The sequence below is a fragment of the Actinopolyspora sp. BKK2 genome (genome assembly GCF_011291845.1).
In the GTDB taxonomy this organism is placed as follows: domain Bacteria; phylum Actinomycetota; class Actinomycetes; order Mycobacteriales; family Pseudonocardiaceae; genus Actinopolyspora; species Actinopolyspora saharensis.
In genome coordinates, this window is sequence record NZ_JAANTE010000006.1 from 105,296 (window position 1) to 131,489 (window position 26,194).

Here is a 26,194-nt window from a genome sequence, read left to right on the forward strand (position 1 = left end):
AGAGCCGGGGCGTGAGAGGCGCCCCGGCTCTCCGTCGTCACGGTAGGAGCGGGCGGATCACTCCTCGGCCAGCGCGGCGGCCGGGACCGCCCGGACCGCGCGCCGCGCGGGCAGGACGGAGGCGAGGATCCCCACGGGGATCGAGCACGCCAGCACGAGCGCCACCTGCCACCACGGCACCGCGAAGGCCACCGGCACCTGGGCCTGCCCCAGCATGGCGGCGACACCGCCCCAGGCGAGCACCACGCCCAGCACCGCGCCCAGCACCGCGCCGACCAGGGCCAGCAGTATCGCCTCCAGCGCCAGGGTTCCGCGCAGCTGCCCCCTGGTGAGCCCGAGCGCGCGCAGCAGCGCGGACTCCCTGCCGCGTTCGATCACCGACAGCCCGAGCGTGTTGGCGATGCCGACCACCGCGATGATCACGGCCACTCCGAGCAGCCCGGTCATCACCAGCAGCATCACGTTGAGCACCTGCATGACGTTGGCGCGGCTCATCGCGGCCCCGCTCACGCTGAGCGCGGAGTCACCGCTGCTGTTGTCGCTGAGCTCCTGGAGATCGGAGGCGTACTGCTGCAGGTCCGCGTCCGCGGAGGCATGCGCCCACACGCTCATCGGCTTGGTCTCCAGTCCGGTCGCCCGCAGGTCGCTCTCGGACAGCAGCAGCTCGTTGTAGTCGCCCAACTTGGCGCTCTCGACGCGCACCGTGATCGGGCTCGGCCCCGCGGCAAGCTCGACCCGCTGCCCGTCCGACCAGCCGAGGCTGGACAGGAAGTCCGGGTGGGCCACCACCGTGCCCTGCTCCAGGACGTCGCCCCCGTGCCTGGCGACCTCGCTCAGCTTGCCCGGTTCGACACCGAGCAGCTGCACGGGAAGCTTCCCGGAGGAGACGCGGACCTCGTCCGCCGCATCGACCTCGGCCCGAGCACCGAGCAGTTCGGTGCTGACCGCCGTGCCGTCCATGGACCGCACGTCCTCGACCAGCCCGTCGGGAACCGACCCGTTCTGGCTCATGGAGCTGATCTGCGCGTCGATGGGCATGCTGCGGTCGATCTCCGCGATGGCGCTGCGCTCGGCGGTGGCCGCACCGGTCATCAGCACCACCAGCAGGCCGACGCCGATCATCAGCGCGGTGCTGGTCGAGGAGGCCCGGTACGGGTTGCGGACGGCGTTTCCGGTGGCCAGCACCCCGGTGGGACCGAACACCCGAAACAGCTTGCCGATGAGCCTGGCCACTCCGGGGATCAGCGTCGGCGTGAACAGCAGCACCCCGACAGCGCCGATCATGCCGCCGAAGACCGCGAGCGCCACCACTCCCAGCACGGCTCCCCCGAACAGCAGCGCACCACCGAGCGCGGTCAGCACGACGGCGAAGACGAGCCGGACCCTGCCCATCCTGCGTGCCGACTGCTCATCAGCCACGGGCCGCAGCGCGGCCAGCGGGGAGACCCGGATCGCGCGCGCGGCCGGGGCCAGCGCCGCCAGGAAGGTGACCAGCACGCCGGCCAGCAGCGGGACGACGAACGCCCACGGAGTTATCCCCAGGGCGCCGAGGTCGGCCGGGGAGCCGGTCAGTCCGATCGGCCAGCCCACGGTGGGAACGACGAGGATCCCCAGCGCGGTACCGATCACCGAGCTGGCCACACCGATGATCAGCGCCTCGGACAGCGCCGAGCGGCGGATCTGGCCCCGGGTGGCACCCACGCAGCGCAGCAGCGCGTACTGGCGCCTGCGCTGCGCGTGCAGCACCGAGAAGGTGTTGACGATGACGAAGCCGGCCACGAACAGGGCTATTCCCCCGAAGGGAAGCAGCGCCGCGTTCAGCGCGACGGACGCGCTGGTGCTGAACTGCTCCACCTGATGTTGGGCCGCCTGATCACCCGTGCGCACGTCCGCGCTCTCCGGGGCCGCCTCGCGCACCCTCTCGAGCACGGCCTGCGTGTCGGCGCCGTCCGCGAGCACCAGGTCGATCTCGCTGTAGCCGCTCGTCGCGAACTCCTGCAGCACCCCGACATCGGCGAACAGCGTCGGCGCTCCCGATCCCGTGAGCAGCGTCTCCCCGGTGTCCACCAGGCCGGAGACGGTCACCTCGGTCTTCGGGGGCTCCTGCTGCTGCTCGTCACCGGTGCTGCCCACGGACGGGGTGCCGAACCCCTCGACCTCGATCCTGTCGCCGGGGGTGATCCCCTCGGCCTTCGCGGCGCGCTCGTTGATCACGACCTGGTTCCGCGCCGTGGGGTACTCGCCCTTGCTGAGCTCGTACCAGCGCAGCTGCTCGTCCTGCGGGAGCCGTTTCAGCTGGACGGTGCCCTTCCCGCCGTCCCAGGACCCGTTGACGTAGTCCTCGTAGCGGGGCGAGGCCGTGGCGACCCCGTCCACCCGGCGGATGTTCTCGACGCGCTCCGCCTCTCGTTCGTTCCGCTCGCTCGGCGAGATCTCCCCCTGCCCCGTCATCGTGCTGGTCGACACGACGACGTCGGCGGCCAGGTAGGGCGCGGAGAGCATGCGTTCCATCGAGGAGCGCATCGTCCCGGCGAAGACCAGGCTGGCCGCGACGAAGGCGACTCCGAGCACGATGGCCAGCCCGGCAGCGGAGACGCGTCCCAGGTTGGACCTCAGTTGCAACAGCGTGTTGCGCAGCATCGGCCCTCACCCACCCAGCTGACGCAGCGCTTCGAGCACGGCGTCCGAAGTGGGGTTGTCGATCTGTCCCGCGATTCCCCCGTCGGCCAGCAGCACCACCCTGTCGGCGTAGGAGGCGGCCACCGGGTCGTGGGTGACCATCACCACCGTCTGGCCGAGGTCCCGAACCGAACCGCGCAGGAAGTTCAGCAGGTTCGTCCCGGACTGGGAGTCCAGCGCCCCGGTGGGCTCGTCGGCGAACACCACCTCCGGGCTGGTCACCAGCGCGCGAGCCACCGCGACCCGCTGCTGCTGCCCGCCGGAGAGCTCGCTCGGGCGGTGCTTGAGGCGCTGGGTGATGTCCAGCGCGTCGGTGATCCTGCCCAGCCAGTCCCGGTCCGGCTTGCGCCCGGCCAGCTCCAGGGGCAGCAGGATGTTCTGCTCGGCGGTCAGCGTCGGCAGCAGGTTGAACGACTGGAAGAGGAAGCCGATCCTGTCGCGGCGCACCAGGGTCAGCTTCTTGTCCGGCAGCGCGGTCAGCTCCGTGTCACCGAGCATCACGCGCCCGGAGGTGGGCACGTCCAACCCGGCCAGGCAGTGCATCAACGTCGACTTGCCCGAGCCAGAGGGCCCCATGATCGCGCTGAACTGCCCCCTGCCGAAGCCGATGTCGACTCCGTCGAGCGCACGCACCTGGGCGGCACCGCTGCCGTAGACCTTCACCAGTGCGGATCCGCCCGTCGCGTATCCCCGCTCGGGCTCTCTCGGGGTGGTGGACAAGCCACCGGTCGGGTCCTCCGATGAGGCCGCGTCCTGGTGCGGCCCGTTCGGGACACTCACGTGAATCCCCCATTGTGGTCTGTTCAACTTGTGAAGTTGGCTCAACGTGATCGGCTGAGCACGAAGAACGATACGTGCCGTCCGCACGACGCGCGGAAGAATGCTCGGGTTGCCCCCGCGCGCTCCCGTCCGGGTGAGAAGCCCCACCACGAACGTGGAACGCGCTCCGGGGTCTCCGGCATCACGTCCTCCGCCGCCCGCGGACCGGAGCTCGCGGGAAGCTCCGGAAGGTACGGATCAAGACAAGCACCGCGGAGATCGCGCGCGCCTCGGGTGAATCCCCCAGACTCCCCTGAAACCTCCCCGGGGGCGCGGCGAGCCGAACCAATCCCCCGTCCGGGCCCGATTCGCGGGCGCACCGGCCACACGGGACGGAGGCTCGAGCCGGTGGACGGTGCGCCCCGGACGGGCGCGTGCGCGGGAGCGAGAGCGCGAGGTCCCGGTCAGCTCGGGGAGAACCTCCGCAGCCTGAGACTGTTCGAGACGACGAACCCCGAGGACAGCGCCATGGCCCCTCCGGCGATCAACGGGTTGAGCAGCCCCAGCACGGCCAGCGGGACGGCCGCGAGGTTGTAGCCGAAGGCCCAGACCAGGTTCCCCCGGATCGTGCCGAGCGTCCGGCGGGAGAGCTTGATCGCGTCGGGCACCGCGGTGAGGTCGTCGCGCACCAGGATCAGGTCCGCGGCGGAGATCGCCACATCGGTGCCCGCCCCCACGGCGAGGCCGAGTTCGGCGGTGGCCAGGGCCGGGGCGTCGTTGACCCCGTCGCCGACCATCGCCACCCGACGCCCCCGCTCCCGCAAGCGCTCGAGCTCGGCGACCTTCTCCCCGGGCAGCACCCCGGCCACCACCTCGTCGATGCCCACCTCGGCGGCGACCGAACGCGCCGTGGCCTCGTTGTCCCCGGTGAGCAGCACGGTGCTCATCCCGAGCCGGGACAGCTCGCGCACCGCCGCCTCGGCCGAGGACTTGACCCGATCGGAGAGCGCGAGCACCGCGACCACGGCGTCGTCGCAGCCGACCAGGACGGTGGTGCGTCCCGCGCTCTCCCACTCGGAACGCTGCCGGTCCAGCTCGTCCGGGACCGGCACCTCGCGGTCGGTGAACAGCTTCGCCCTGCCGACCAGGACCCGGTGTCCCTCGACCTCGCCGCGCGCACCGAGCCCCGGTTCGTTCACGAAGCCCTCCACGGAGGGCAGCGACTCGTCCTCCCCGAGCGACTCGGCGCGCGCCGCCGCGACCACGGCCGCGGCCACCGCGTGCTCGGAGGCGTGCTCCACCGCTCCGGCCAGCCGCAGCACCCGCTCCCGCGAGAAGCCGGACGCGCAGCACGCGTCCGTCAACGACATGCCGCCCGTGGTGACCGTCCCGGTCTTGTCCAGCACGACGGTGTCGACCTCCCTGGTCGACTCCAGGGCTCGGTACCCCTTCAGGAAGATCCCCAGCTGGGCCCCGCGCCCGGAGGCGGCCATCAACGCGGTCGGAGTGGCCAGCCCCAGCGCACAGGGGCAGGCGATGACCAGCACGGACAGCGCCACGGTGAACGCGCGTTCGGGACCGGCCCCCAGCAGCAGCCACCCGGCCAGGGTCAGCGCGGCCAGCACGAGCACGGCCGGGACGAAGTGGGCCGAGATGCGGTCGGCGAGCCGCTGCACGGCGGCCTTGCCGCTCTGCGCCTGCTCCACCAGCCGGACCATCCCGGCCAGCTGGGTATCGCCGCCGACCTCGGTGGCCTCGGTCAGCAGCCAGCCGTTGGAGACGACGGTCCCACCGGTGACCTCGGCGCCCTCGGTGACCTCGGCGGGGACGGACTCGCCCGTCATGGAGCTGCGGTCCACGGCGGCCCGCCCGCGCACCACGCGCCCGTCGGTGGCGATCGTGCCCCCCGAGCGCGTGACGAAGTGCTGGCCCACGCGCAGCTGCTCCGCCGGAATCCCCCGCTGCGTGCCGTCCGCCTCCTGCACCGTGGCGGTCTTGGCGCTCAGCTCGGCCAGCGCGCGCAGCGCGCTGCCTGCCTTGCGCTGGGCCTTCGCCTCGAAGTAGCGCCCGGCCAGCACGAAGGTGGTCACCCCGGCAGCCACCTCGAGGTAGGCGGCGCCGTCGGTGTTGAGCAGCAACCACAGCCCCGAGGCGTCGGCAGGGGCCCCGCTGGGCGTGAACATCGCGTACAGCGACCACACGCAGGCCGCGGCTATGCCGACCGAGACCAGGGTGTCCATGGAGGAGGAACCGTGCCTGGCGTTGATCAGCGCGGCCCGGTGGAACGGCCAGGCCGCCCACCCCGCCACGGGCAGCGCCAGCGCCACGACCAGCCACTGCCAGCCGGGGAACCGCGCCTCGGGCAGCACCGTGAACAGGATCGCCAGGTCGGCCAGGGGGATGAACAGCATGACGGCCACGGCCAGCCTGCGCCACAGGTCGCGCACCCGCTGCTCGGAGTCCTCCTCCAGGGACTGCTCGGCGGGGCGCAGCACCTCGGCCCGGTAGCCCGCCTTCTCGACCGTTCCGGTGAGCAGCTCGTCCTCGGTTTCGGGGGCGGCGGTGACGCTGGCCCGCGCGGTGGCGTAGTTGACGCTGGCCCGCACCCCGTCGAGCTTGTTCAGCTTGCGCTCCACCCTGGTCGCACACGCGGCACAGGTCATACCGCCCACGGTCAGCTCGACCGAGCGCTGATCCGCAGCGTGCTCGGCCGTCGAGGGCTCCGCGGACATCGTCATCCGGACACCTTTCGTGCGTCTCGTCGTGGTGGAGCACTCCCCGCCACGGCGTCCGACCTCCAACTCGGGCTGTGCGCCCGCTTTGCGACCCCCTCACGCGCTCGCGCGGTGGGCGACCGGGGAGGACCCGGGGTCCTCCGACTCCGCGTCCTCCGCGGGGCCGGGGACGATCCCCGGTTCACCGTCCTCGTCCGGGGCCGCGCCCGCGTGACCGGCCTCCGGGGTGCCGGGGAACCCTTCCGGCCCGCGCAACACCGCCAACACTGCCACCAGCGCCAACCCGAGCAGTACGGGTACGTGAGAAAGCACCCGTGCCAGCCCCACGCGGTCGGTGAGCAGGTCCAGCAGGCACAGCCCACCGAGCGCGGCGGTGAAACTGGCCAGCACCGGCAGCTGAGCGGCCGCGTGCCTGGAGCGCAGCGCCACCCAGAGCAGCGCCACTGCCAGCGCCGCGTTCCACGCCCCGGTCTCGTGGTCGACGTGCGCGACGGTGTCGTGCGCGCCCCCGGGCAGCACTCGGACCTCCGCTCCGGTGAGATACAGCACCGCCGTGCCGAGCTGGAGCAGCGCCACCAGACCGAGCAACCAGCGCACCCCGAGCCGCAGCGACCTTCCCTCGGCCCCGCGCAGCCGGTCCAGCCTGCTCGGTCGCAGGGCGGGCAGCACCGCCTCGGTCACATCGGGGCCCGGCTCTGCGGGCATCACCCGGACCGCCCTGGTCAGCGCCGTGGCCTCGCGGTACCAGTCCCGGCAGGAGGCACAGCCGTCCAGGTGCAGCCGTGCTCGACGGCGCTCCTCCGCCGTCGCCGCCCCGTCGAGCTCGGCGGAGAGGATCTCGACACTCGTCACGCAGTCCACACGGTGCTGGTCGTCCGCGAGTCCCGGTTGGTTCCCGAAGCCGCACGACCGGTCCAGCGAGGCGGCGAGTATCGTTCTCCGAGGTGAGCGCGGCCGGCCGGGCGGTGCCGGGCGGCTCGCTCACCGTGACCACGGCAACTCTTCCGGTGGACCTTCCGTCCCCGAGAACTCATTGGACCGGGTGTTGGACGACCAGGAGCTCACGCGTCGTGCGTTCGCGGCCAAGCAGGGCGACACCGCGGCCGCCACCGCGTTCGTCCGCGGGACGCAGCGGCAGGTCTGGCAGCTGCTGCGGCATCTCACCGACGAGAGCTCCGCCGAGGACCTCACTCAGGAGTGTTACCTGCGGGCGTTCCGCTCGCTCAGTTCCTACCGGGGGAAGGCCCCGGCCCGCACCTGGCTGCTCTCGATAGCCAGGAAAGTGGCCGCCGACCACCTGCGGCGCCGCAAACGCCGCCCGCAGCGGGCCGACCACCCCGACTGGCAGCGAGCCGCGGAGCTCGCCCAGCCCCGCACGCCGACGCTGCTGGACGGTTACGCGCTGCGCAGCGCCCTGTCCGCGCTCGGCCCGCAACGGCGCGAGGCGTTCGTGCTGACCCAGGTGCTCGGGCTCAGCTACGCGGAGACGGCGCAGGTCACCGGCTGCCGCGTCGGAACCGTGCGCTCCCGGGTGGCCAGGGCGCGCGAGGACCTGGCCGCGCAGCTGCGCGAGGAGGAGTCCCCCCAGCGCACCGCGGAGTAGCAGAGCGAGTCTGCGGTGCCGGTTGCGTGGGTGGTTCCGTGGCGGAACCTCGGTCGGCTCCCGGCTGCGGGTGCCCCGATATCGGGCAGCGGTCCGGGATTCGCACGGTTTCGCGCGAAACGTTGCCACCGATGACCAGCTGGAAACGTGCGGCGTGGCCGTCTCCCGAGGCCGCTGCGAGCACCCCTTCCGGTACCGCGTGGACACGTAAGGCTGTGATCCCCCCTGATCTCGTGTGAACGGCGAGCAGCCGCGATCCACACGGGATCAGAGGAGGTGAGAGCACTTCCGAACGAGCTCGGCTCGCTTCCGTATACCGGAATTGTGTCTTCGGAGCTTCACCCCGCGCAGGGTGCTACACCTGCGCCGGTCCGGGGGTTACGCGCAGCGCGGCGAAGATGGGCCGATAGTGCGCGAGCATGAACGCCAGGGCTTACCAAGTACAGGGCCGGGTCCGCCTAGATCCTGCGTTGCCTGACGCGCGAGATTCACCCGCTCTGACCGGGTTCCGCACGGCTGTGAACCGTGGCCGGGTCTTGTTCCCTGCCCACGACCTGCCCGGACCGACCGTGGAGGGGAGCCTGTTCCGTGCTAGACTCGGCACCGTTATTTTCAACTCTTGGCGGATTGAATATAACACGGTTGACCTCCGGTTTCGGCCGGGGGTCTTCTCGTATCTCGGGGGGTTCTTCCACTCCGGACGGTCGGACCCGCCCCGTCCGGGACGCTCTCAGCGATCCACGCGACCGGCCGCGCGGGCCGAGGACTACCGCTTCCGGGGCGACTGGTCGCGCAGCTGCTGACGAACCTTGTCCACGTCCCAGCGATGATGACCGCCTGGGGTGGTGAACTCCGGAGTGATCTGGCCAGCTTCCGCGTACCGAGCGATCGACCGACGAGACAACCCGAGTGCTTTCGCGAGCTCCCCCGTCGTCACTGGCTCATCTGACATGGTTTGACCGTATATCGCTCGAACGGTGGACGCGCTCCTCTTGGCTCGTTGTGCATGACTGGTCTACTCTTGTCTCGATTGACAAATTTTGACCCGATTGGAGGGCTATGGAAACGGCCAAGCCGGACGAGAGCGGCTATCACTACTGGTTGCCCGTGTTCCTGCCGAGTCAGGGACCGCACGGCACGCGACACGCCTTCAAGGGCGGTCGGAAGTGGGACGGGCGCAGCGCGGGAACGACCGCGTGCGGGATCGGCGACGTTCCGATGGCCGAACCGTCCGAAATTGACTGGATCATGGCCCCCACCTGCCTGGCGTGCACGTCGGCGCTCGTGGAAGAGCAGCAACGATGAACGAGCTGGGCAGCAAGATCCGGTACGCGATGGTGATGCTCGGCAACGCCGTGGTCGACATCGACGCGGGGAACTACCCGCCCGAGCAACGGGAGGTCCTGGCCCGCGGGCTCGACCAGCTCGCGGCGAGCTTGCGGGCTCCGGATCCGGACGAGCAGGTCGTGGAAGGAGCCTGCTACCCACCGCATCCGGGGGCCGACTGAGGTTCCGCCAGGTGACCACCTACTCGAACCGGGTCCCCGGAAAAGTCTCCACACCAACGCAGGCGCTTTGAGCCTGAGCCACTCGCACCGCCGCGGGTTCTCAGTCGCGGGTCTCGCGAGGACAGCCTCGACGTTGTGTAGGTGCCTACCCGATGTCGAGGATCCCGCAGCGAGACCCCGGCTGAGGTTCCGCCAAACGACCACCTACGCAACCGGCACCGCCGAACTCTACGAGGTGACTCCCGGCTCGTCGCTGTGGCCAACGGGGCTGCCGAAGCAGTAAGTTTCCGACGACTGGTTCACACCGTCGGCCGCGGCGCGCCCCGTCGCGTCCTCCGGCGTTGTGGGCCATCGTGCTTGAGCCGGCAACGGCGCCGGTCATCTGGCCAACTTCGTGATCGTTCGCAAGCAGCCCGCCACGGCGGGCTGAACTCAACACAACAAGGACCGGAGGCGCCGGCATGACGCAGGCCGAAACCAACACCGACCCGACGACGCTGCGGCTGCCCAGCGAGCTCATCCCCTCGGACGGGCGATTCGGTTGCGGGCCGTCCAAGGTCCGCACCGAGCAGCTGGCCAGGCTCGCCGACGAGGGGGCCTCCGTGATGGGCACCTCGCACCGGCAGAAACCGGTGAAGTCGCTCGTCGGGCGCGTGCGGGAAGGTCTTCGCCAGCTCTTCTCCCTCCCGGAGGGCTACGAAGTCGTCCTCGGGGTCGGCGGAACGACCGCCTTCTGGGACGCGGCGACAGTCGGGCTGGTCCGGGAGCGCGCGCTGCACCTGACCTACGGTGAGTTCTCCGAGAAGTTCGCCAAGGCGACCCAGAGCGCACCGTTCCTGCAGGACTCGAAGGTCGTCTCCGCGGATCCGGGCGACGCTCCCGATCCCGTGGCCGATCCGAGCGCGGACCTGATCGCCTGGGCGCACAACGAGACCTCCACCGGCGTGATGCTGCCGCCGCAGCGCCCCGCCGGCTCGGAGAACGCGCTCATCGCCGTCGACGCCACCTCCGGCGCGGGCGGGCTGCCCTTCAACGCCGAGAACGCCGACGTCTACTACTTCGCCCCGCAGAAGAGCTTCGCCTCGGACGGTGGGCTGTGGCTCGCCGCCATGAGCCCGGCCGCGCTGGAGCGGATCGGGGAGATCGGCAACACCGACCGCTGGATCCCCGAGTTCCTCTCGCTGACGACCGCGCTGGACAACTCCCGCAAGGACCAGACCTACAACACGCCGGCCGTGGCCACCCTGTTCCTGCTGGCCGACCAGATCGAGTGGATGCTGGAGCAGGGCGGTCTGGACTGGTGCGTCCAGCGCACCGGCGAGTCCTCGCGCAGGCTGTACTCGTGGGCCGAGGCCTCCGAGTACGCGAGCCCCTTCGTGGCCGACCCGGCCAAGCGTTCCCAGGTGGTCGGCACGATCGACTTCGCCGACTCCGTCGACGCCGCGGCCGTGGCCAAGGCGCTGCGCGCGAACGGGATCGTCGACACCGAGCCGTACCGCAAGCTGGGGCGCAACCAGCTGCGCATCGGCACGTTCCCCGCGATCGAGCCGGACGACGTAACCAAGCTCACCCAGGCGATCGACTGGGTGATCGGCAAACTGGGCTGATGCGCTCCTGCGCCGGGGGTAACCGCCCCCGGCGCGGCCCCGTCCGGGTACTTCTACTGATTCGCACCACGCCCCGATTCCGGCAGGATCGCTCGGAGTATCGGTCACCCCGGCGCGTCCTTGCCCACAACTGCGGTCAGCCGGGGTATCGTTATAGCTTGGTGATCTAAAATCAGCGGCAGGCGCGGGGAGGCACCTATGCGAGCGCTGCGAGTGGTGGGACTCGAGGAGGACGGCGAGACGGTCGTCTGTGAGGATCCCGACAACGGCGAACGCTTCGCGGTGCCCGCCGACGAGCGGCTGCGTGCCGCCGCCAGAGGGGATCTCACCCGTCTCGGACAGGCCCAGATCGAGATGGAGGCCCAGATACGCCCCCGCGAGATCCAGGCGCGGGTGCGGGCGGGCGCTTCCGTCGAGCAGATAGCGGCGGAGTCCGGGCTGCCCGAGCAGCGCGTCGAACGCTACGCCCACCCCGTGCTGCTGGAGCGGGCCCAGGTCGCCGAACGGGCCCAGCGGGCGCACCCCGTGCGCGAGGACGGGCCGGACGTGCAGACGCTCGGCGAGGTGGTCGCGCACACCTTCGGAATGCGCGGTCACGACTACGGCGAGACCTCCTGGGACTCCTGGCGCGGCGACGACGGCAAGTGGATCGTCTCGCTGTACTGGCAGGCCGGACGCACCGAGAACTCGGCGCACTGGACCTTCAACCCCGGCGCCCAGGGCGGAACGATCGCTCCGCTGGACGACGACGCGGTCGACCTGCTCGACCCCTCCCCCAGCCGCCCGCTGCGCACGGTGCGCCCCGTGACCGAGCTGGCCCGGGAGGCCCTCGAGCTGGACCACTCCGAGTCGGAGGAGGACACCGCCCAGCAATCGGGTCCGGAGCACGGGGATCCCGCTCCCGTGCTGGGAAAGGCCCAGCTAGCCGGGGCGCGCGGCGGTGACGGGGTGGACGGCCCCGGCACGGGAACGCCCCACGTTCCTCCGATGGCCACCGGTCCGCTCGTGGGGGCCACGGTCCAGTCCGCCGATGCGGGCCAGCTGCGCGATGCCGACCAGGACAACCCCGTCGGGGCGGAGCAGGCGGGCAGGACCGCTCCCGACGCCGAGGAGCAGGAGGAGTTCTCCGACGAGGAGGACGACTCCGAGATCTCGCAGGGACGCAAGGACCACCCGATCGTCCCCTCCTGGGAGGACGTGCTGCTCGGGGTGCGTTCCAACCGCTGAAACAGCGCTCGCGGGGCTTCCCGCCGCGGGCCGCGGTCCCCTTCTCCGGTCAACCGCTCCGGCGAACTACGGCTAACTGCCCTTCGGGGTCTCCTCCTTGGGGATCTCCTCGGAGAAGCCCCCGTTCCGGGGGGCCTGTCCCCGGCGCGCGATCTGCCCGCGCTGCGCGATCCGGGCACGCAGTCTCGTACCGGGTCTGCTGACGAGTCTGCCCAGCTCACCACCCGGACCTCGGCCCGCCCGCTGCCGGTTCTCCCCCGGTTCCGAGCTGAGCGCCCTGGTCACGAATCCCGCCGCCACGGAAAGCGCTCCGATCGTCCCGGCCGTCCAACCGAGATAGCTCAGCTCCTCCGGCACTGCTACCGCGAGCAGGGCCAGCAGGATCGCGACGGCACCGATCAAGAACAACACACGCGCGGACGGTGACATGACCATGATTGTGCCCAATGCTTCCGCGGGGAGGCCACGGCCGTCGTGTCACACCAGTGGACAGTCACCGGCCGGGTTCGGTGCGTGTTCGTGCGGCGCGGGGACGGCGGGCGAAAGGACCGCGCGGCCCGTCAACCGAGCAGGCTCAGCGGCAGCACGATCCAGGACAGCGCGATCCCGCAGGCCAACCCGAGCACCGGCCACCGCCAGGTTGGCACGTCGCGCCCCAACCAGATCGAAGGGGTGAACCCGCCCGCCACGGCCAGGTTGATCACCACGGCCAGCAGCGGACTCACCTCTCCCAGACCGAGGGAGACCACCACCAGCGCGATCACGGTCAGCGCGGCGATCATCGCGGCGACCGTCAGCCCCGTGAACCACGGGGCCTCCTCCCCGCCCGAGTTCGCCGCTCCGCGCGCCGGACTCCTGCGCTCCCGGTCGCGCTCCCCCGGCTCCACGCGGCGAATCCGCCCGTCCACCGGGTCCCGGTAGCGGATCACCGCACCGAGCTCCGCGGCCAGCTCGGCCGCGAGCAGCTCCCCGCGCCGCGTCGCCGCCTCGGCCATCTTCCGCCCGGAGGTCTCGCCGCGGTGTATCCGCTCGACCACTTCGGCCCACTCGCGCAACGCCCCGACCAGCCGCTCGGAAACCCCGGTGTGCTCGGGAGCAAGCCCCAGGGTTTCGCTCGCGTCCACGAGCACGGCGCCGGCCCTGCCCGCGCGCAGCTCCAGCTCCGGTCCTCCGGTGACACTGCCGATCAACAGCACTCCACGGTTTCAGAAGGTCGGCGGCTCGGTCGTCATAGGTGGTCCCGCGGCGGTGCCGGTTGCCGGGATGTTGGTTTCGGCGCTGCCGCGCCGAAGAAAACCCGGACCCAACCGCCGCCGACGTGCACTCCCCGGAAAAGAGGACTAAAAACTTCAGTCCGCGGTCTCCTGGCCCATCGCGTGGAACACGATCGCGGCCGAGGCCGCCACGTTCAGCGAGTCCACCCCTCTGGCCATCGGGATCCCCACCGTGAGGTCGGCCGCCTCCAGCGCCTGCTCGCTCAGCCCGGGTCCCTCCGAACCCAGCAACACGGCGACCTTTCCGCTGGAGAGATCGGCCTTGCTCACCGCAACGGCCCCGGAACGCGGGGCCAGAGCGGCCACGCGGAAACCGGCCGCTTCGAGCAGCCCCAGATCCGCGGGCCAGTCGTCCAGCCGCGCGAAGGGCACCCGCAGCACGTGCCCCATGGACACCCGCACGCTGCGGCGGTACAGCGGATCGGAGCAGCCCCTGCCGAGCAGCACCCCGTCCAGGCCGAGCCCGGCCGCGTTGCGGAACATCGCCCCCAGGTTCTCGTGGTCGACCACCCCCTCCAGCACGGCGAGCCGCCGGGAGTTCTCGATCAACCACGCCGGGTCCGTCTCGGGAGGCCGGTCGGCCACCGCGAGCACCCCCCGGTTGAGGTGGAAGCCCACGATCTTGGCCAGCACGTCGGGCTCGACGATGTAGGCGGGCACGTCCAGCCCCTCCAGCACCCCGGACAGCGCGTCGATGCGACGTCGTTCACCGAGCAGGCCGCGCAGCGGGTACGGCGAGTCCAGCAACCGCTCGACGACCAGTCGTCCCTCCCCGATGACCAGACCGCGGCCACCGGGACGGTCGGGACGGCGGTCCGCCGTGGTCAAATCGCGGAAATCGTCGACCGCGGGATCCTCCGGATCGGTTACTTCGATCAGTCTGGCCACACACCGCATCGTCGCATTCCGCCCCGACCTCCGAGCCCGGACCTCGCCCCGCGGTAAACACGGAACGTGCCGAATGGCGAAACCCACCAGCACGGTCGAGCGAGCGGGCATAACAAACCGTCCCAACGCGTTTATCGTCAGTGGTCCGAAGTCCCCGAAATGCGGAAGGTCTGGGCGAATGAGCGACGCACAGGCGAGTGACACCGCCGCGCACGACCCCACCACCGACCGGTCGAACACCGCGGAGGCTTCGGCCGCGGACAACTCGACGCTGCGCCGCAAGGCACGGTTCGCGCTCATCCTCGGCGGGCTGACCGCCTTCGGCCCGCTGACCATCGACATGTACCTGCCGGCGCTGCCCCAGCTGACCGAGGACCTGGGGGCGACTTCGGCGCAGGGGCAGCTGACCCTGACCGCGGTGCTGCTCGGACTGGCCTTCGGCCAGCTGCTCGCCGGACCGATCAGCGACTCGGTCGGCCGGAGGAAACCGCTGCTCGTCGGGCTGGCCGTGTACCTGACCGCCTCGGTGCTGTGCGCGATCTCCGGCGACATCTACGCGCTGACCGGGTTGCGCGCCCTGCAGGGCTTCGGCGCGGCCGCGGGGATGGTGATAGCTCGCGCGGCGGTGCGCGACCTCTACTCCGGGGTGGAAGCGGCCCGCTTCTTCTCCGCGCTGATGCTGGTGACCGGCCTGGCCCCGATCCTCGCCCCGGTGATCGGCGGACAGGTGTTGGCCCACACCACCTGGCGCGGGGTCTTCGTCGTGCTCACCTGCTTCGCGATCGTGCTGCTGGTGGTGACCTCCTTCGCGCTGCCGGAGACCAAACCGGCCGAGTGGCGCCAGTCCCTGCGTCTCGGCCCGACGATGCGCACCTTCGGCGGCCTGCTGGCGACTCCCTCGTTCCTCGGCAACGCCCTGGCCGCCGGGCTGGCGATGGCGGCGATGTTCTCCTACATCAGCGGATCGTCCTACGTGCTGCAGGACATCTACGGACTGTCCCCGCAGGTCTACAGCCTGGTGTTCGGGCTCAACGCCGTGGGCCTCGTCGCGGGGGGCCAGGCCAACGCCCGCCTCGTCGGCAGGATCGCCACGGAGTCCCAGCTGCTGCTGACCGCGCTGATCTCCTCCGCCGCGGCCGGGCTGGTCCTGGTCGGCGCGGTGCTGCTCGGGCTGCCCCTCCCGGTGCTGCTGGCCGCGCTGTTCGTGATGATCGCCAGCCTCGGCTTCGTGCTGCCCAACACGACGATGCTCGCGCTGGCCGAGAACCGGGAGGTGTCGGGGAGCGCCTCGGCCCTGCTCGGCGTCACCCAGTTCGTCGTGGGAGCCATGGCCGCCCCGCTGGTCGGCCTGGGCGGAGTGGGGTCCGCGCTGCCGATGGCGCTGGTGATGTTCGGGGTGGTGCTGGCCTCGCTCACCGTCTACCTCACGCTCGGCAGGCGCGCGGTCAGGGCGACCTCCGAGTAAGGCCCGAAGCGCCGCTCATCCGGAGTCCGGGCCGGTGCGGCTCGGTCCCCGGAGCCGACCTCGCACACCTCTGCCACGGCGGAACACGCAGCGCTGCCATCCCGTTAGCCCGTTCGCCGAACCGTGCCACCAATTTGGCCCCTGGTAGCCCCCTGAACCGGTGTGCCACCGTGAACTCCGGCGCTGACCAGCATGGAAGCTGCCGGTGTTGGCACCGTCGGAGCGGGGTGACGCGGCATGGGAAGGTACGTGGCCGATCAGGCTTTCCGACCTGGTGATCGGCAGCGATACCGGGACAAGATGCAGCGCGGCCTGGACGCGCTGGCCCGGATGCTGGCCGAGGACAACTTCTCCTTTCCCCACCAGCAGATGGGGCTGGAGATGGAGCTGAGCCTGGTCGACGAGGTGATGAACCCGTCGATGTCCAACGCCGAGGTACTGGAGAAGATCGACAACCCCTCGTTCACCACCGAACTGGGGCAGCACAACATCGAGTTCAACGTCCCCCCGCGCATGCTCGCGGGCAGGGGGGCGCTCGAGCTGGAGGAGCAACTGCGCGCCTCGCTGGTCGACGCGGACGCGAAGGCGCACGACAACGGGGCCAAACTGGTCATGATCGGGACGCTGCCGACCCTGCGCAGCGCGCACTTCGACCCGAGGTGGTTGTCCCGTCCATCGCGCTACGGGTTGCTCAACCAGCAGATCTGCGCGGCCCGGGGCGAGGAGATCCTGCTGCACATGGCGGGATCCCCGCTGGGCAGTCACGGTCAGGAGCGGTTGCGTTCGCACGCGGAGTCGATCCTGCCCACCTCGGCCTGCACCTCGGTCCAGCTGCACCTTCAGGTGTCCCCGGATGAGTTCGCGGCGCACTGGAACGCCGCGCAGTGCCTGGCCGGAGCGCAGATCGCCGTGGGGGCGAACTCGCCGTTCCTGCTCGGCAAGGCCCTCTGGCAGGAGACGAGGGTTCCGCTGTTCCAGCAGGCCACCGACAGCAGGCCGGAGGAGCTCAAGAACCAGGGAGTGCGTCCGCGCGTGTGGTTCGGCGAGCGCTGGATCACCTCGATCTTCGACCTGTTCGAGGAGAACGTTCGCTACTTCCCCGCGCTCATGCCGGAGTCGGAGGAGGAGGACCCGGTGGCCGCCCTGGACGCGGGACGCGCCCCGAACCTCTCGGAGCTGCTGCTGCACAACAGCACGGTGTGGCGCTGGAACCGGCCGGTCTACGACCTGGTCGACGGGGTGCCGCACCTGCGGGTGGAGAACAGGGTGCTGCCCTCCGGGCCGACCGTGATCGACGTGCTCGCCAACGCGGCCTTCTTCTACGGTGCGCAGCGCGCGCTGGCCGAGCAGGACCGCCCGCTGTGGACGAAGATTTCCTTCGCCACCGCGGAGGAGAACTTCTACAACGGGGCCCGGCACGGGATGAACGCCCGGCTCTACTGGCCGGGGCTGGGCTGGCTCCCCGCGCACGAGCTGATGCTCCGCGAACTGCTCCCCCTGGCCCACGAGGGGCTCAAGGCCTGCGGGGTCTCGGACGCCGTGCGCGAACGCCACCTCGGCGTGCTGGAGCAGCGCTGCCGGGCCAGGCAGACGGGTGCCGACTGGCAGCGGAACACCGTGCTCGCCCTGCAGGAGCACACCGACCGGCAGACCGCCCTGGTCGAGATGCTGCGTCGCTACACCGCGCTGGGCACCGTGGGCGAACCGGTGCACACCTGGCCGACGGAGTGATCACGGGTCCCGACGCCGGGGAGAGCCCGGCGTCAGGAACCCGGCGTCGGGAACCGCCGCACCGGTTCCGCACATCCGCACCCGCTCCCCGCGCATCGAACAGTTGCTAATAGATTGCAATTGAGACAGACTCGTTGTCGCAACCCATACGCAACAGGGAGAGGGTTCATGGCTCAGTACGTGCTGCCCGAGTTGGACTACGACTACTCGGCGCTGGAGCCCGCCATCGCAGGGGAGATCAACGAGCTCCACCACAGCAAGCACCACGCCACCTACGTCAAGGGCGCCAACGACACGATCGAGAAGATCGCCGAGGCCAGGGACAAGGGGGACTTCTCGTCGATCGTGGGCCTGGAGACCACGCTGGCGTTCAACCTGGCCGGGCACTCGATGCACCTGGTCTGGTGGAAGGTGCTCAGCCCGGACGGGGGCGACAAGCCGACCGGGGAGCTCGCCGCCGCGATCGACCAGGACTTCGGTTCCTTCGACAAGTTCCGCGCCCAGATGGAGGCCGTCTCCACCACCATCCAGGGCAACGGCTGGGGCGTGCTCGCCTGGGACCCCGTGGGTCAGCGGCTGATCACCCAGCAGCTGCGGGACCACCACTCGAACCTGTCGATCGCCACGACTCCGCTGCTGGTCTTCGACATCTGGGAGCACGCCTACTACCTGCAGTACAAGAACGCCAAGGCCGACTACGTCCAGCAGCTCTGGAACGTCGTCAACTGGGACGAGGTGGCGCGCCGCTTCGCCGACGCGCGCGCAGGCTACAACGGTCTTCGCCTGCCCGAGGCCTGAGCAACGGATCGATCCTGGGGGCTGGGGGACACGTGACCGCACGGAGCGCTTCCCGCGCACGACCTCCGGTCACAGCGACCCCGGCAGTGAATGCTCCGACAAGCGGATCTGCCGGTTTCCACGGGGCCTCCCGCCGCGGCGGGAGGCCCCGTTTCTGCTGTTCCGGGCAAATCCGGACTTTCCGGCCTCCTGGCGCGCCACGTCGCGGTGGTCGAGCCGCCCGAGGCCCCGCCGGTCCTCTTCGGACGATCACGACTCCGCTACGAATTCGCAGCACGGGACACGGCCTCCCCTGAAACGAGTATCTTTCACGAGGTGCGGAAGCGATCGCTCGCCGTCCGGTGAACCGTTCCGCCTCCACGGAAGCTGCTCGGAAAGCGCCCGTGGTCACCACTTCAGCGGAGTCGTTCCGAAAGGAAACCCCCACACCGCATGAGTAGTACGACGCTGACCGCTCCTGCGGCGGCGCCGCCCGCCAGCGGCCTCTTCCCGTTCGCGAGGAGGCCGGTGCTCCTCCTCGCGGGTGCCTTCGCGCTGCTGCTGGGAGTGGCCGCGTGGTCGTACGGCTACTTCGGGGACGAGCTGTACTTCATGGCCGCGGCCGACCACCTGGCGTGGGGGTATGCCGATCAGCAACCCGCCCTGCCCGTGCTGGCCGGTGCTGCGCAGCTGCTCCTCCCCGAGTCGCCGTTCGCCCTGCGCCTGCCCGCCGTGCTGGCCACCGCGGCGGGGGTCCCCCTCTCCGCGCAGATCGCCCGGGAGCTGGGCGGGGATCGCAGGGCCCAGCTCCTGACGGCGGGAGCTTTCGCACTCAGCCCGCAGATCCTGCTCAACGGCAGGCTGCTCGGGACCATGACCTTCGACCCCTTGCTGTGGACGCTGCTGACCTGGCTGCTCGTGCGCTGGGTACGGCTGCGGACGGCGGGCAGGACGGACGACCGGCTGCTGCTGTGGGCCGGAGTCGTCACGGCGGTGGCCATCCAGGTCAAGTTCCTCGTGCTCGGCTTCTGGGCGGCGCTCGGGATCGCGGTGCTGCTCGTCGGACCGCGGGAGCTGCTGGGTCGGGGCAAGCTCTGGGCCGGCGCGGGCATCGCTGTGCTGACCACGATTCCGACCCTGATCTGGCAGGCCCACCACGGCTGGCCGCAGCTCGGCATGACCGGTGTGGTCAACGGGGAGAGCCAGCACGACGGAGTGCAACTGCTGGTCAGATGGCTCGTGCTCTCCGGAGGGGTCGGAGTCGTGCTGCTGTGCTACGGCCTGGCCAGGCTGCTGTCCGAGCCGGGCTCGCGCCCGTACCGGTTCATCGGCGTGACGTGCTGCGCGCTCGCCGTGATCTTCCTGTTCACCGGAGCGCGCGAGTACTACATGGTCGGCCTGTACCCGGTGCTGTTCGCCGCCGGAGCCGTGGGCCTGCAGCACCGCCGCGAACGGGGACGACGCCCGTGGGTCAGTCGGCTGGTCTGGCCCGCCTACGGGATCTCCGCCGCCGTGTGCCTGACCTCGCTCACCCCCTTCCCCGTGGCCACGCTGCCCGGCACGCTGGCGAACAACACCGGGCGGGAATGGCCCGTGATCGCTCGCGACGTCGCCGCCGAGCTGCGCTCCCTGCCGGAAGCGCGAAGACAGCGAACGACCGTGCTGGCCTCCTCCTACTGGACGGCGGGCGCGCTGCACCACTTCGGCCCCGAGCACGGCCTGCCCGAGGTCCACAGCGGCAGCAGGGGCTACGGCTATTTCGGAAGGCCACCGGAGAGCTCGCAGGCGACCCTGTACGTGGGTGGCAGCCGGGAGTCCCTGCTGCGCTTCTTCGGCGAGGTGAAGCGGATCGGCACGGCAGGCCCGGACCAGCCGACGCGGAGCAGAGTGGTCTGGCTCGCCGAGCAGCGCAAACTGCCCTGGTCCGAGATATGGCCGCGGCTGCGCGGCATGGGCATGTGGGAGTGACGAGCCACCCGCCGGGGAGCGGCTCCGTCCGCCGTGCCCACCGAGCCCGAACGGGCCCGCCGAACCGAGTTCGACGGGCCCGCGGGGTTCCCGAACTGACACCGCTCCCACCACGAAGCGGACATCATTTAGGTTAGCCTAACCTGGACCAGCGGGCAACCCCGTGCTCCTCCTGGCCAGCACCCCGGCCCCGGCCAGGCTCGCCAGCGCCACGGCGGCACCACCGATCAGCAGCGGCGCCCTGCCGTTGAACACCTCGGCCAACCACCCCGACAGCAGCCCACCGAGCGGCCTGCCACCCAGGAACAACATCATGTACAGCCCCATGACCCGGCCGCGAACCGCGGGATCGACGGTCAGCTGAACCGTGGAGTTGGCCGCCGTCGTGCACGTCATCACCGCGATGCCCACCGGCACGAGGGCCAGCGCGAAGGTCCGGTAATCAGGCATCAGCGAGGCCACGGACTCCAGCACGCCGAACGCGGCCGCCCCGCCGAACACCAGGCGCAGCCGAGGACGTCCCCCGGCCCGGCGCGCCGCGAGCGAAGCCCCGGTCAACGTGCCCACGGCCAGCGCCGTGATCAGCAGTCCGTACCCGGCGGCGTTCCGGTCGAACACGTTGCGCGCGATCACGGCGAAGGCGTTCTCGAAGTTCATCCCGAACGTGCTCACGCAGAAGACCAGCGACAGGATCACGATCAGTTCGGGGCGCCCCGAGACGTAGCGCAGCCCGGCCAGCAGCCGGCCGCGCTTCCCGTCCGGGGCAGCGGCGCGGTGCAGCCGCGCGGTGTCCATCAGCAGCAGTCCGAGCACCACGGCGCCCGAGCTCAGGCCGTTGATCAGGAAGACGGGACCGGTGCCGACCGCGGTGATCAGCCCTCCCGCCACGGCGGGGCCGACGATCCGGGCCAGGTTGAACGTCATCGAGTTCAACGCGACCGCGTTGGACAGCTGGGCCGCACCGACCATCTCCACGACGAAGGACTGCCGCACCGGGGCGTCGAAGGCGGAGAAGCAGCCGAGCGCCAGCGCGAGCGCGTACACCTGCCACAACTCGACGAGTCCGCCGACGTCGAGCAGCCCGAGCGCCACTCCGCAGAGCCCCATCCCGCTCTGCACGAGGATCAGCATCCGCCGCTTGTCGAAGCGGTCGGCGATCACGCCCGCGTAGAGCGTGAACAGCATCGTCGGCAGGAACTGCAGGGCCACGGCCACCCCGAGGGCGGCGGGCGACCCACCGGAGAGCTCCAGCACGAGCCAGTCCTGGGCGGCGCGCTGCATCCACGTGCCGGTCAGGGACACGACCTGCCCGGAGGCGTAGTAGCGGTAGTTGCGCTCCCGCAGGGAGCGGAACATCCCTCCACGACCACCGGAGGACGGAGCGTCCGCGGCCGACTCCGCCGCGGGCCGCTCGGTCTGCTCGACTCCCCGGCCCGGCGTGTCCGGCGAAGCGGTCAAGAGGGGGCCTTTCCGAAAGCGGCGCGGTCGCTCGTGCTCACCCGCACCGCCCGCGCTCCGCGGGCAGTCCCGACGAGCGACCACCCGCGCGAACCGAGTCGCCGACCTCTTCGACCTCTCACAGCTGGGCCATCCGGTCGAGAATCCGCGCGGCGTCGGAGAGGGTCGTGCGCTCCTGCTCGGTCAGCTCGGCCAACCGCAGGTCCAACCACTGCTCGCGCACGGACACCTCCTGGTCCATGCGCGCCCTGCCGGAGTCGGTGAGTTCGACGATCGCCTGCCTGCCGTCGGTGGGATGTTGGCGCCTGCCGACCAGCCCCAGGTCCTCCAGCGCCGCGATCACCCTGGTCATGGAGGGCGGCTGGACGCCCTCCTTCGTGGCCAGCTCCCGGGGTGCCAGCGGGCCGTTGCGCCACAGGCAGGCCATCGCCGACATCTGGGACAGCGTGACGTTCGACTCGGTCTGCGTGCGCAACCGGCGGTTCAAGCGCACGATCGCGACGCGCAACCTGCTCGCCAGCGTGCGCTCACGTTCAGCGGTATCGGACACATCGTTAGCTTAGCAAAATATCGGACATTCCGCCGTGCCGCGCGAAGGAGTTCCCCGCCCGCGGGTAGCCTGAGGACGTCCGCGCGGTACTCGCCGGATGACTGCGCCGACGCTACTACCCGCCGGCCCCGCGCCCAAAGCGTCCCCCGAAGGGAGCCACCACCCCGTGGCCGAGGACAGCTCGGAACCGCCGAACGGCACACCGTCGATGCGCCCGGTCCCATCGCTTCCACGCAGGCTCGCGGAACCGACCCCCGTGGTCCTGACGGGAACGCTGAGCTGGTTGATCGCCGCCCTGGTGTTCGGAGTGCTGGGGTGGACCGACGACGGTGTCAGCGTGCACTTCTGGACCTGCGTGGTCGGCACGGTGCTCGGCCTGCTCGGGTACGGCGTCTTCCGCTGGCAGCGCGCCGCCTCGCGCCGCGGCTCCCGCGGCGCCTGGCGCGGGCTCGCAGGCCTGGACGGTTGATCTCCGCCCTCTCCCCCGCAGTCGCCTGCGTCGGCCCCACGCCAACGCAAGCGCTTACGAGCCCGAGCCACCGGCACCGCCGAGAAGCCTGGCACCCCAACGCAAGCGCTCTGAGCCTGCGCAGTCGGCACCGCCGCGGGTTCTCAGTCGAGTGCCCGGCGAGGACGGCCCCGACGTTGTGTAGGCCGCTACCCGATGTCGGGGCACCCGCAGCCGGGCGCCGACTGAGGTTCCGCCACGCAACCACCCAAGCAACCGGCACCGCCGATCCTTCCTCACCGAAGGAGGGTGACAGCCGTGGCCTCGGCCAAGAGCCCCGCGAAGGCAAACCGCAGGTCCCAGCGATCGGTCACCCAGGCCAGCGCACGCGCCAGCCCGTCCGGGCTCCGCTCGCTGTAGACCACCCCGTTGCCGTCGACCCACCAGTGGACGTCGTGCTCCCCCTCCGCGGTGCGCACTCGCAGACCGTCCCGCAGCACCACCTGGCCGTAGGGGACCCGCACGCCCAGCAGCTCGCAGGCCGCGGGCACCCTGGCCACGTCACCCCAGCTCTGCGCGACCCCTTGGCCCAGCACCTCTAGCACTCCCTGCTCGGAGGCCAGCGGCAGGTCCAGCAGCTCGGCGAGCGACTCGGCGTCGAACTCCTCGGGAGTGCCCCCGGCTACCAGCAGGGCGGGTTCGAAAACACCGATCAACCACGGCTCGTCCAGCACCACCGCGCGGTCGGCGGTCACCACGGCACCCGTGACGGAGCGGACGGCCTGCGGCGGATCGACCTCGGCCGGGTCGAACCTCTCGCAGGCCACGGCCTCGGCGAGAACGCGGTGCGCGCGCAGCGCCACCCCCGCCCCCACGGTGCGCTGCGCATCGGCCAGGCGGTGCATCAGGTCCTCCGCGTCGCCCCCGTCGGAGACGTCCAGCTCCGTGCGCACCCCGGCGAGCCGCAGCTGCCAGTCCTCCAGCCCCGTGCCCGGAGCCGGGTCGTACAACCCGGCGAGCCACTCGGCTTCCGGGGAGCGCCAGTGCCGGGGAGGACGTCCGCCCAGCCGGGCGTACCTGGACACCCACCACGAGGTGTAGCCGCCGGGGTCGCGCAGCGCCTCCAGGGTCGTCGGCTCGGAGCAGAGCATTTCCAGCGCGGTGGGCCAGCGGTCCCCGGCGACCAGGTCCAGGTCCCGCACCCCGACGAAGCGGGCCGGGGGCCACTCCGCACCACGGGCCCGTTCCGCCTCCTGCCACCACTCGGCGGTGTCGGCCAGCCCCTCGTGCGGCGAGTCGGGTTCCTCCTCGGTCACGACGGCGAAGGAGTCCAGCAGTCCCGCGGAACGCAGCACCCAGCCGGGCCACCGCTCGGCCGTAGCCGCCTCCAGAACCCCCAGCGGCGCCTCGGCTCCCACCGCACCGGAGTCGAGCACGTCCAGCAACGCCGCCCCGGGGACCAGCAGTTCGTCGGCCCTGCGGATCTCCCCGTCCGAGTCCCGCAGCGCGAGCGCACCCAGCCAGTCGCGCCCACCCGCGCTTTCGACCAGCGAGAACACCGCCTCGGCCAGCGGCCCCGGATCGGTGCCGGAGCGCGCGTCCGAAACGCTGTTGTGCACGGCCTCGACCAGGGCGGGCGCGTCCAGCAGCTCGTCCGCACCGGCGTAACGGGCTCCCAGGCGCTCCAGCATCGGGTGCGCCGCTTCCGGATCGGCCACCCGGAGTCCGGTCACGTCCGCTCGGACCAGGGCCGCCGCCGACTCGGCCCCGTCCGATCCTCCCGGCAGCAGCACCTCGCGCACACCGGTCGCGGTGCGTCCGTCCGCCAGCGGCACGGGCAGCGCCGCGAACTCGTCCCGAGCAGCGCGGTCCTGCTGCTCGACGGGCGCCAGCGCGTCGTACAGCCGCCGCCACCACCGCGCCGGGCGTTGCAGCCCGGTGACCGCCCGGACCAGCTCGGCCGCACCCATCCGGGCGACGTCGAGCGAGCGCAACGCGCGCCGGTGCGCCTGCCCCGACAGCTCCGCGATCAACAGCCCGGGCACGACATCGGACAGCAGTTCCACCAGCTCCGGGGAGTGGAAGTCCAGCGCGGTCGCCCGCCGCGGTGTGACGGCCGAGCCGTCGGCCGCGGGCAGCCACTCGACTTCCCCGAGCTCTTCGAGGATCGTCTCCCGCAGTCGCTCGTCGGTGTCGGACAGCGGGAGTTCGGGAGCGGGCACCAGCGAGATCCGGTCGGCGGGGGCAACGGCCGTGACCAGCTCGGAGTAGGCACGCGCGGCCCGGTCCAGCACGAGCCCCGTGGCGGGCGAGGACGAGGCCCTCCTCCGGTCCGGTTCCAGCGGGACCCCCGCGAGCAGCCGGGCGGGCAGGGACAACCGCTCCTCGGTCGGCGTGGGGGCGTGCAGCACGTCGCGGCTCAGCGGCGCGACGTTCCCGTCCGCGTCCAGCTCGACCGCCCAGCACACCCACCACCCGTCGCGGGCGCGCTGCTCCACGCCGAGCCCGGTCAGCGTCGACTCCGGCCACTCCCCGGAGTCCCACCGGAGCAGCCAGGTGCGCTCCCCCTCGGGCGAGCGCACCGCCACTCTCCCCGAGTCGAGCTCCGCCCTCGAGTACGAGCGCCGGCCGACGCGGATCTCCTCCAGGGCGGGAAGAGCCAGCAGCAGGTCGGCGGCCTGCTCGGCCATGGCGTCCAACAGCTCTTCACCGCCGACCTCGGGCAGCAGCGGCAACCGCACTTCGGTGTCGAAGCCCTCGGGCGGTGCTTCCTCCACCGGCCAGAGCAGCCGGAGCACGGGCACCTCGCCCGTGCGCGCGAGGAGTTCCCGCGCCGCCGCCGAAGTCCCCCCGTCGGAAGAGGCCAGCTCCTCGATCTCCTCCCTGGTCTCCGCTGCGGAGAAGGCCACGGACCCGGTCGTGGAGACCAACCGCGGGGCATCGGTCACCGCGAGGACCGCGGCGAATCCCACCCCGAACCTGCCCACGGAGTTCTCGGTTCGCTTGGGGGAGGCGCGCAGCGCGGCCAGCCCGGCCACACCACCCCGGTCCAGGGGAACTCCCGTGTTGGCCGCCCGCAGCTCCCCGTCCCGCAGGGTCACCACCAGCCGCCCGGTGGTGCCCGCTGCCGTGGCCGCGTCGGCGGCGTTCTGGGCGAGTTCGACCAGCAGGCGGTTCCGATATCCCCCCAGCCGCAGGTCCTCCTCCGCGTTCGCGTCCTCCCTGAAACGGGTGGGTGAATCGCGCCACGAGTCGAGCACAGCCGCGCGCAGCTCGGCCGTGCCGAACGGGTCCGCACTCGAACGAGCGCACTCGCGGAGTTCACCGGACTTCGCGCCCGCGGTCCGTTCCTCGGATGAATCGCTCAACAACTGTGCCCTCTGCGCCTGTAGAGATTTTCCGTTTCGGTTGCCGGGAGCGGATTCTCCGACATCGGACGGCGTTCCGCCGTGGCGTTCGGCGGGTCGGCCGTGGACTTTCCCGCCCGGCGGAGGAGGATCCCGCGGCCCGCTCGGGT

At 71.2% G+C, this 26,194-nt stretch carries 21 protein-coding genes; 10 read left to right on the top strand and 11 right to left on the bottom strand.

Annotated features, from left to right (window positions below):
* Positions 1-57: 57 nt before the first annotated feature.
* From G9Q41_RS14260 to G9Q41_RS14275, 4 genes are all read right to left on the bottom strand, one after another.
* Positions 58-2,640, bottom strand: coding sequence for an FtsX-like permease family protein (locus G9Q41_RS14260; RefSeq protein ID WP_165632875.1), 2,583 nt, complete (start codon positions 2,638-2,640; stop codon positions 58-60).
* 6 nt (positions 2,641-2,646) lie between these two features.
* Complete coding sequence (locus G9Q41_RS14265; protein WP_092524336.1) at positions 2,647-3,399, bottom strand: ABC transporter ATP-binding protein; 753 nt, start codon at positions 3,397-3,399, stop codon at positions 2,647-2,649.
* Between the two features lie 503 nt (positions 3,400-3,902).
* Positions 3,903-6,176 carry a heavy metal translocating P-type ATPase gene (locus G9Q41_RS14270; RefSeq protein ID WP_207631076.1) on the bottom strand — a complete coding sequence of 758 codons (2,274 nt, stop codon included), beginning with the start codon at positions 6,174-6,176 and terminating at the stop codon, positions 3,903-3,905.
* Between the two features lie 93 nt (positions 6,177-6,269).
* Positions 6,270-7,025: a zf-HC2 domain-containing protein gene (locus G9Q41_RS14275; RefSeq protein ID WP_165632874.1), complete on the bottom strand. Its 756-nt coding sequence runs from the start codon at positions 7,023-7,025 to the stop codon at positions 6,270-6,272.
* Between the two features lie 193 nt (positions 7,026-7,218).
* Between G9Q41_RS14275 and G9Q41_RS14280 the strand changes: the two genes are divergently transcribed.
* Complete coding sequence (locus G9Q41_RS14280) at positions 7,219-7,776, top strand: sigma-70 family RNA polymerase sigma factor (RefSeq protein WP_092527554.1); 558 nt, start codon at positions 7,219-7,221, stop codon at positions 7,774-7,776.
* Between the two features lie 766 nt (positions 7,777-8,542).
* Here G9Q41_RS14280 and G9Q41_RS14285 read toward each other — a convergent pair.
* Entirely contained in the window at positions 8,543-8,728 is a 186-nt protein-coding gene (locus G9Q41_RS14285) for a MerR family DNA-binding transcriptional regulator (protein WP_175455096.1), read from the bottom strand.
* 107 nt (positions 8,729-8,835) lie between these two features.
* Between G9Q41_RS14285 and G9Q41_RS14290 the strand changes: the two genes are divergently transcribed.
* The 4 genes from G9Q41_RS14290 (at position 8,836) to sepH (ending at position 12,118) form a co-directional block, all read left to right on the top strand.
* Entirely contained in the window at positions 8,836-9,081 is a 246-nt protein-coding gene (locus G9Q41_RS14290) for a hypothetical protein (protein ID WP_165632873.1), read from the top strand.
* Positions 9,078-9,284 (top strand): hypothetical protein, encoded by a 207-nt coding sequence (locus G9Q41_RS14295; RefSeq protein ID WP_165632871.1) that lies wholly within the window; start codon positions 9,078-9,080, stop codon positions 9,282-9,284. The genes G9Q41_RS14290 and G9Q41_RS14295 overlap by 4 nt, the downstream gene beginning before the upstream one ends.
* Positions 9,285-9,745: 461 nt before the next feature.
* Positions 9,746-10,891: a phosphoserine transaminase gene (gene serC, locus G9Q41_RS14300; protein WP_165632870.1), complete on the top strand. Its 1,146-nt coding sequence runs from the start codon at positions 9,746-9,748 to the stop codon at positions 10,889-10,891.
* 198 nt (positions 10,892-11,089) lie between these two features.
* Entirely contained in the window at positions 11,090-12,118 is a 1,029-nt protein-coding gene (gene sepH / locus G9Q41_RS14305; protein WP_165632868.1) for a septation protein SepH, read from the top strand.
* A 72-nt stretch (positions 12,119-12,190) separates the two neighbouring features.
* On the opposite strand, the gene G9Q41_RS14310 is transcribed toward sepH, so the two are convergent.
* From G9Q41_RS14310 to G9Q41_RS14320, 3 genes are all read right to left on the bottom strand, one after another.
* Positions 12,191-12,547 carry a hypothetical protein gene (locus G9Q41_RS14310; RefSeq protein WP_165638172.1) on the bottom strand — a complete coding sequence of 119 codons (357 nt, stop codon included), beginning with the start codon at positions 12,545-12,547 and terminating at the stop codon, positions 12,191-12,193.
* A gap of 131 nt (positions 12,548-12,678) precedes the next feature.
* Positions 12,679-13,314, bottom strand: coding sequence for a DUF2537 domain-containing protein (locus G9Q41_RS14315; RefSeq protein ID WP_092524354.1), 636 nt, complete (start codon positions 13,312-13,314; stop codon positions 12,679-12,681).
* Positions 13,315-13,467: 153 nt separating this feature from the next.
* Positions 13,468-14,289 carry an RNA methyltransferase gene (locus tag G9Q41_RS14320; protein WP_092524356.1) on the bottom strand — a complete coding sequence of 274 codons (822 nt, stop codon included), beginning with the start codon at positions 14,287-14,289 and terminating at the stop codon, positions 13,468-13,470.
* Between the two features lie 169 nt (positions 14,290-14,458).
* On the opposite strand from G9Q41_RS14320, the gene G9Q41_RS14325 reads away from it, so the two are divergent.
* The 4 genes from G9Q41_RS14325 (at position 14,459) to G9Q41_RS14340 (ending at position 20,221) form a co-directional block, all read left to right on the top strand.
* Positions 14,459-15,745 (top strand): multidrug effflux MFS transporter, encoded by a 1,287-nt coding sequence (locus tag G9Q41_RS14325; protein ID WP_092524358.1) that lies wholly within the window; start codon positions 14,459-14,461, stop codon positions 15,743-15,745.
* 237 nt (positions 15,746-15,982) lie between these two features.
* On the top strand, positions 15,983-17,476 hold the full coding sequence (locus G9Q41_RS14330) for a glutamate-cysteine ligase family protein (protein ID WP_165632866.1): 1,494 nt from the start codon (positions 15,983-15,985) through the stop codon (positions 17,474-17,476).
* 168 nt (positions 17,477-17,644) lie between these two features.
* Positions 17,645-18,274 carry a superoxide dismutase gene (locus G9Q41_RS14335; protein ID WP_092524362.1) on the top strand — a complete coding sequence of 210 codons (630 nt, stop codon included), beginning with the start codon at positions 17,645-17,647 and terminating at the stop codon, positions 18,272-18,274.
* A gap of 432 nt (positions 18,275-18,706) precedes the next feature.
* The gene (locus tag G9Q41_RS14340) at positions 18,707-20,221 is read left to right on the top strand and encodes a glycosyltransferase family 39 protein (RefSeq protein ID WP_165632864.1); all 1,515 of its coding nucleotides are present in this window, start codon (positions 18,707-18,709) and stop codon (positions 20,219-20,221) included.
* Positions 20,222-20,359: 138 nt separating this feature from the next.
* On the opposite strand, the gene G9Q41_RS14345 is transcribed toward G9Q41_RS14340, so the two are convergent.
* Together G9Q41_RS14345 and G9Q41_RS14350 are read right to left on the bottom strand one after the other, a co-directional pair.
* The gene (locus tag G9Q41_RS14345) at positions 20,360-21,577 is read right to left on the bottom strand and encodes an MFS transporter (protein ID WP_347567552.1); all 1,218 of its coding nucleotides are present in this window, start codon (positions 21,575-21,577) and stop codon (positions 20,360-20,362) included.
* Positions 21,578-21,797: 220 nt separating this feature from the next.
* Positions 21,798-22,229 (bottom strand): MarR family transcriptional regulator, encoded by a 432-nt coding sequence (locus G9Q41_RS14350; RefSeq protein ID WP_165632860.1) that lies wholly within the window; start codon positions 22,227-22,229, stop codon positions 21,798-21,800.
* Between the two features lie 208 nt (positions 22,230-22,437).
* On the opposite strand from G9Q41_RS14350, the gene G9Q41_RS14355 reads away from it, so the two are divergent.
* The gene (locus G9Q41_RS14355; RefSeq protein WP_092527557.1) at positions 22,438-22,698 is read left to right on the top strand and encodes a DUF2530 domain-containing protein; all 261 of its coding nucleotides are present in this window, start codon (positions 22,438-22,440) and stop codon (positions 22,696-22,698) included.
* Positions 22,699-22,973: 275 nt separating this feature from the next.
* Here G9Q41_RS14355 and G9Q41_RS14360 read toward each other — a convergent pair whose 3' ends face one another.
* A complete protein-coding gene (locus tag G9Q41_RS14360; protein WP_242687467.1) occupies positions 22,974-26,045 on the bottom strand; it encodes an ATP-binding protein in 3,072 nt (1,023 codons plus the stop codon).
* Positions 26,046-26,194 lie beyond the last annotated feature (149 nt).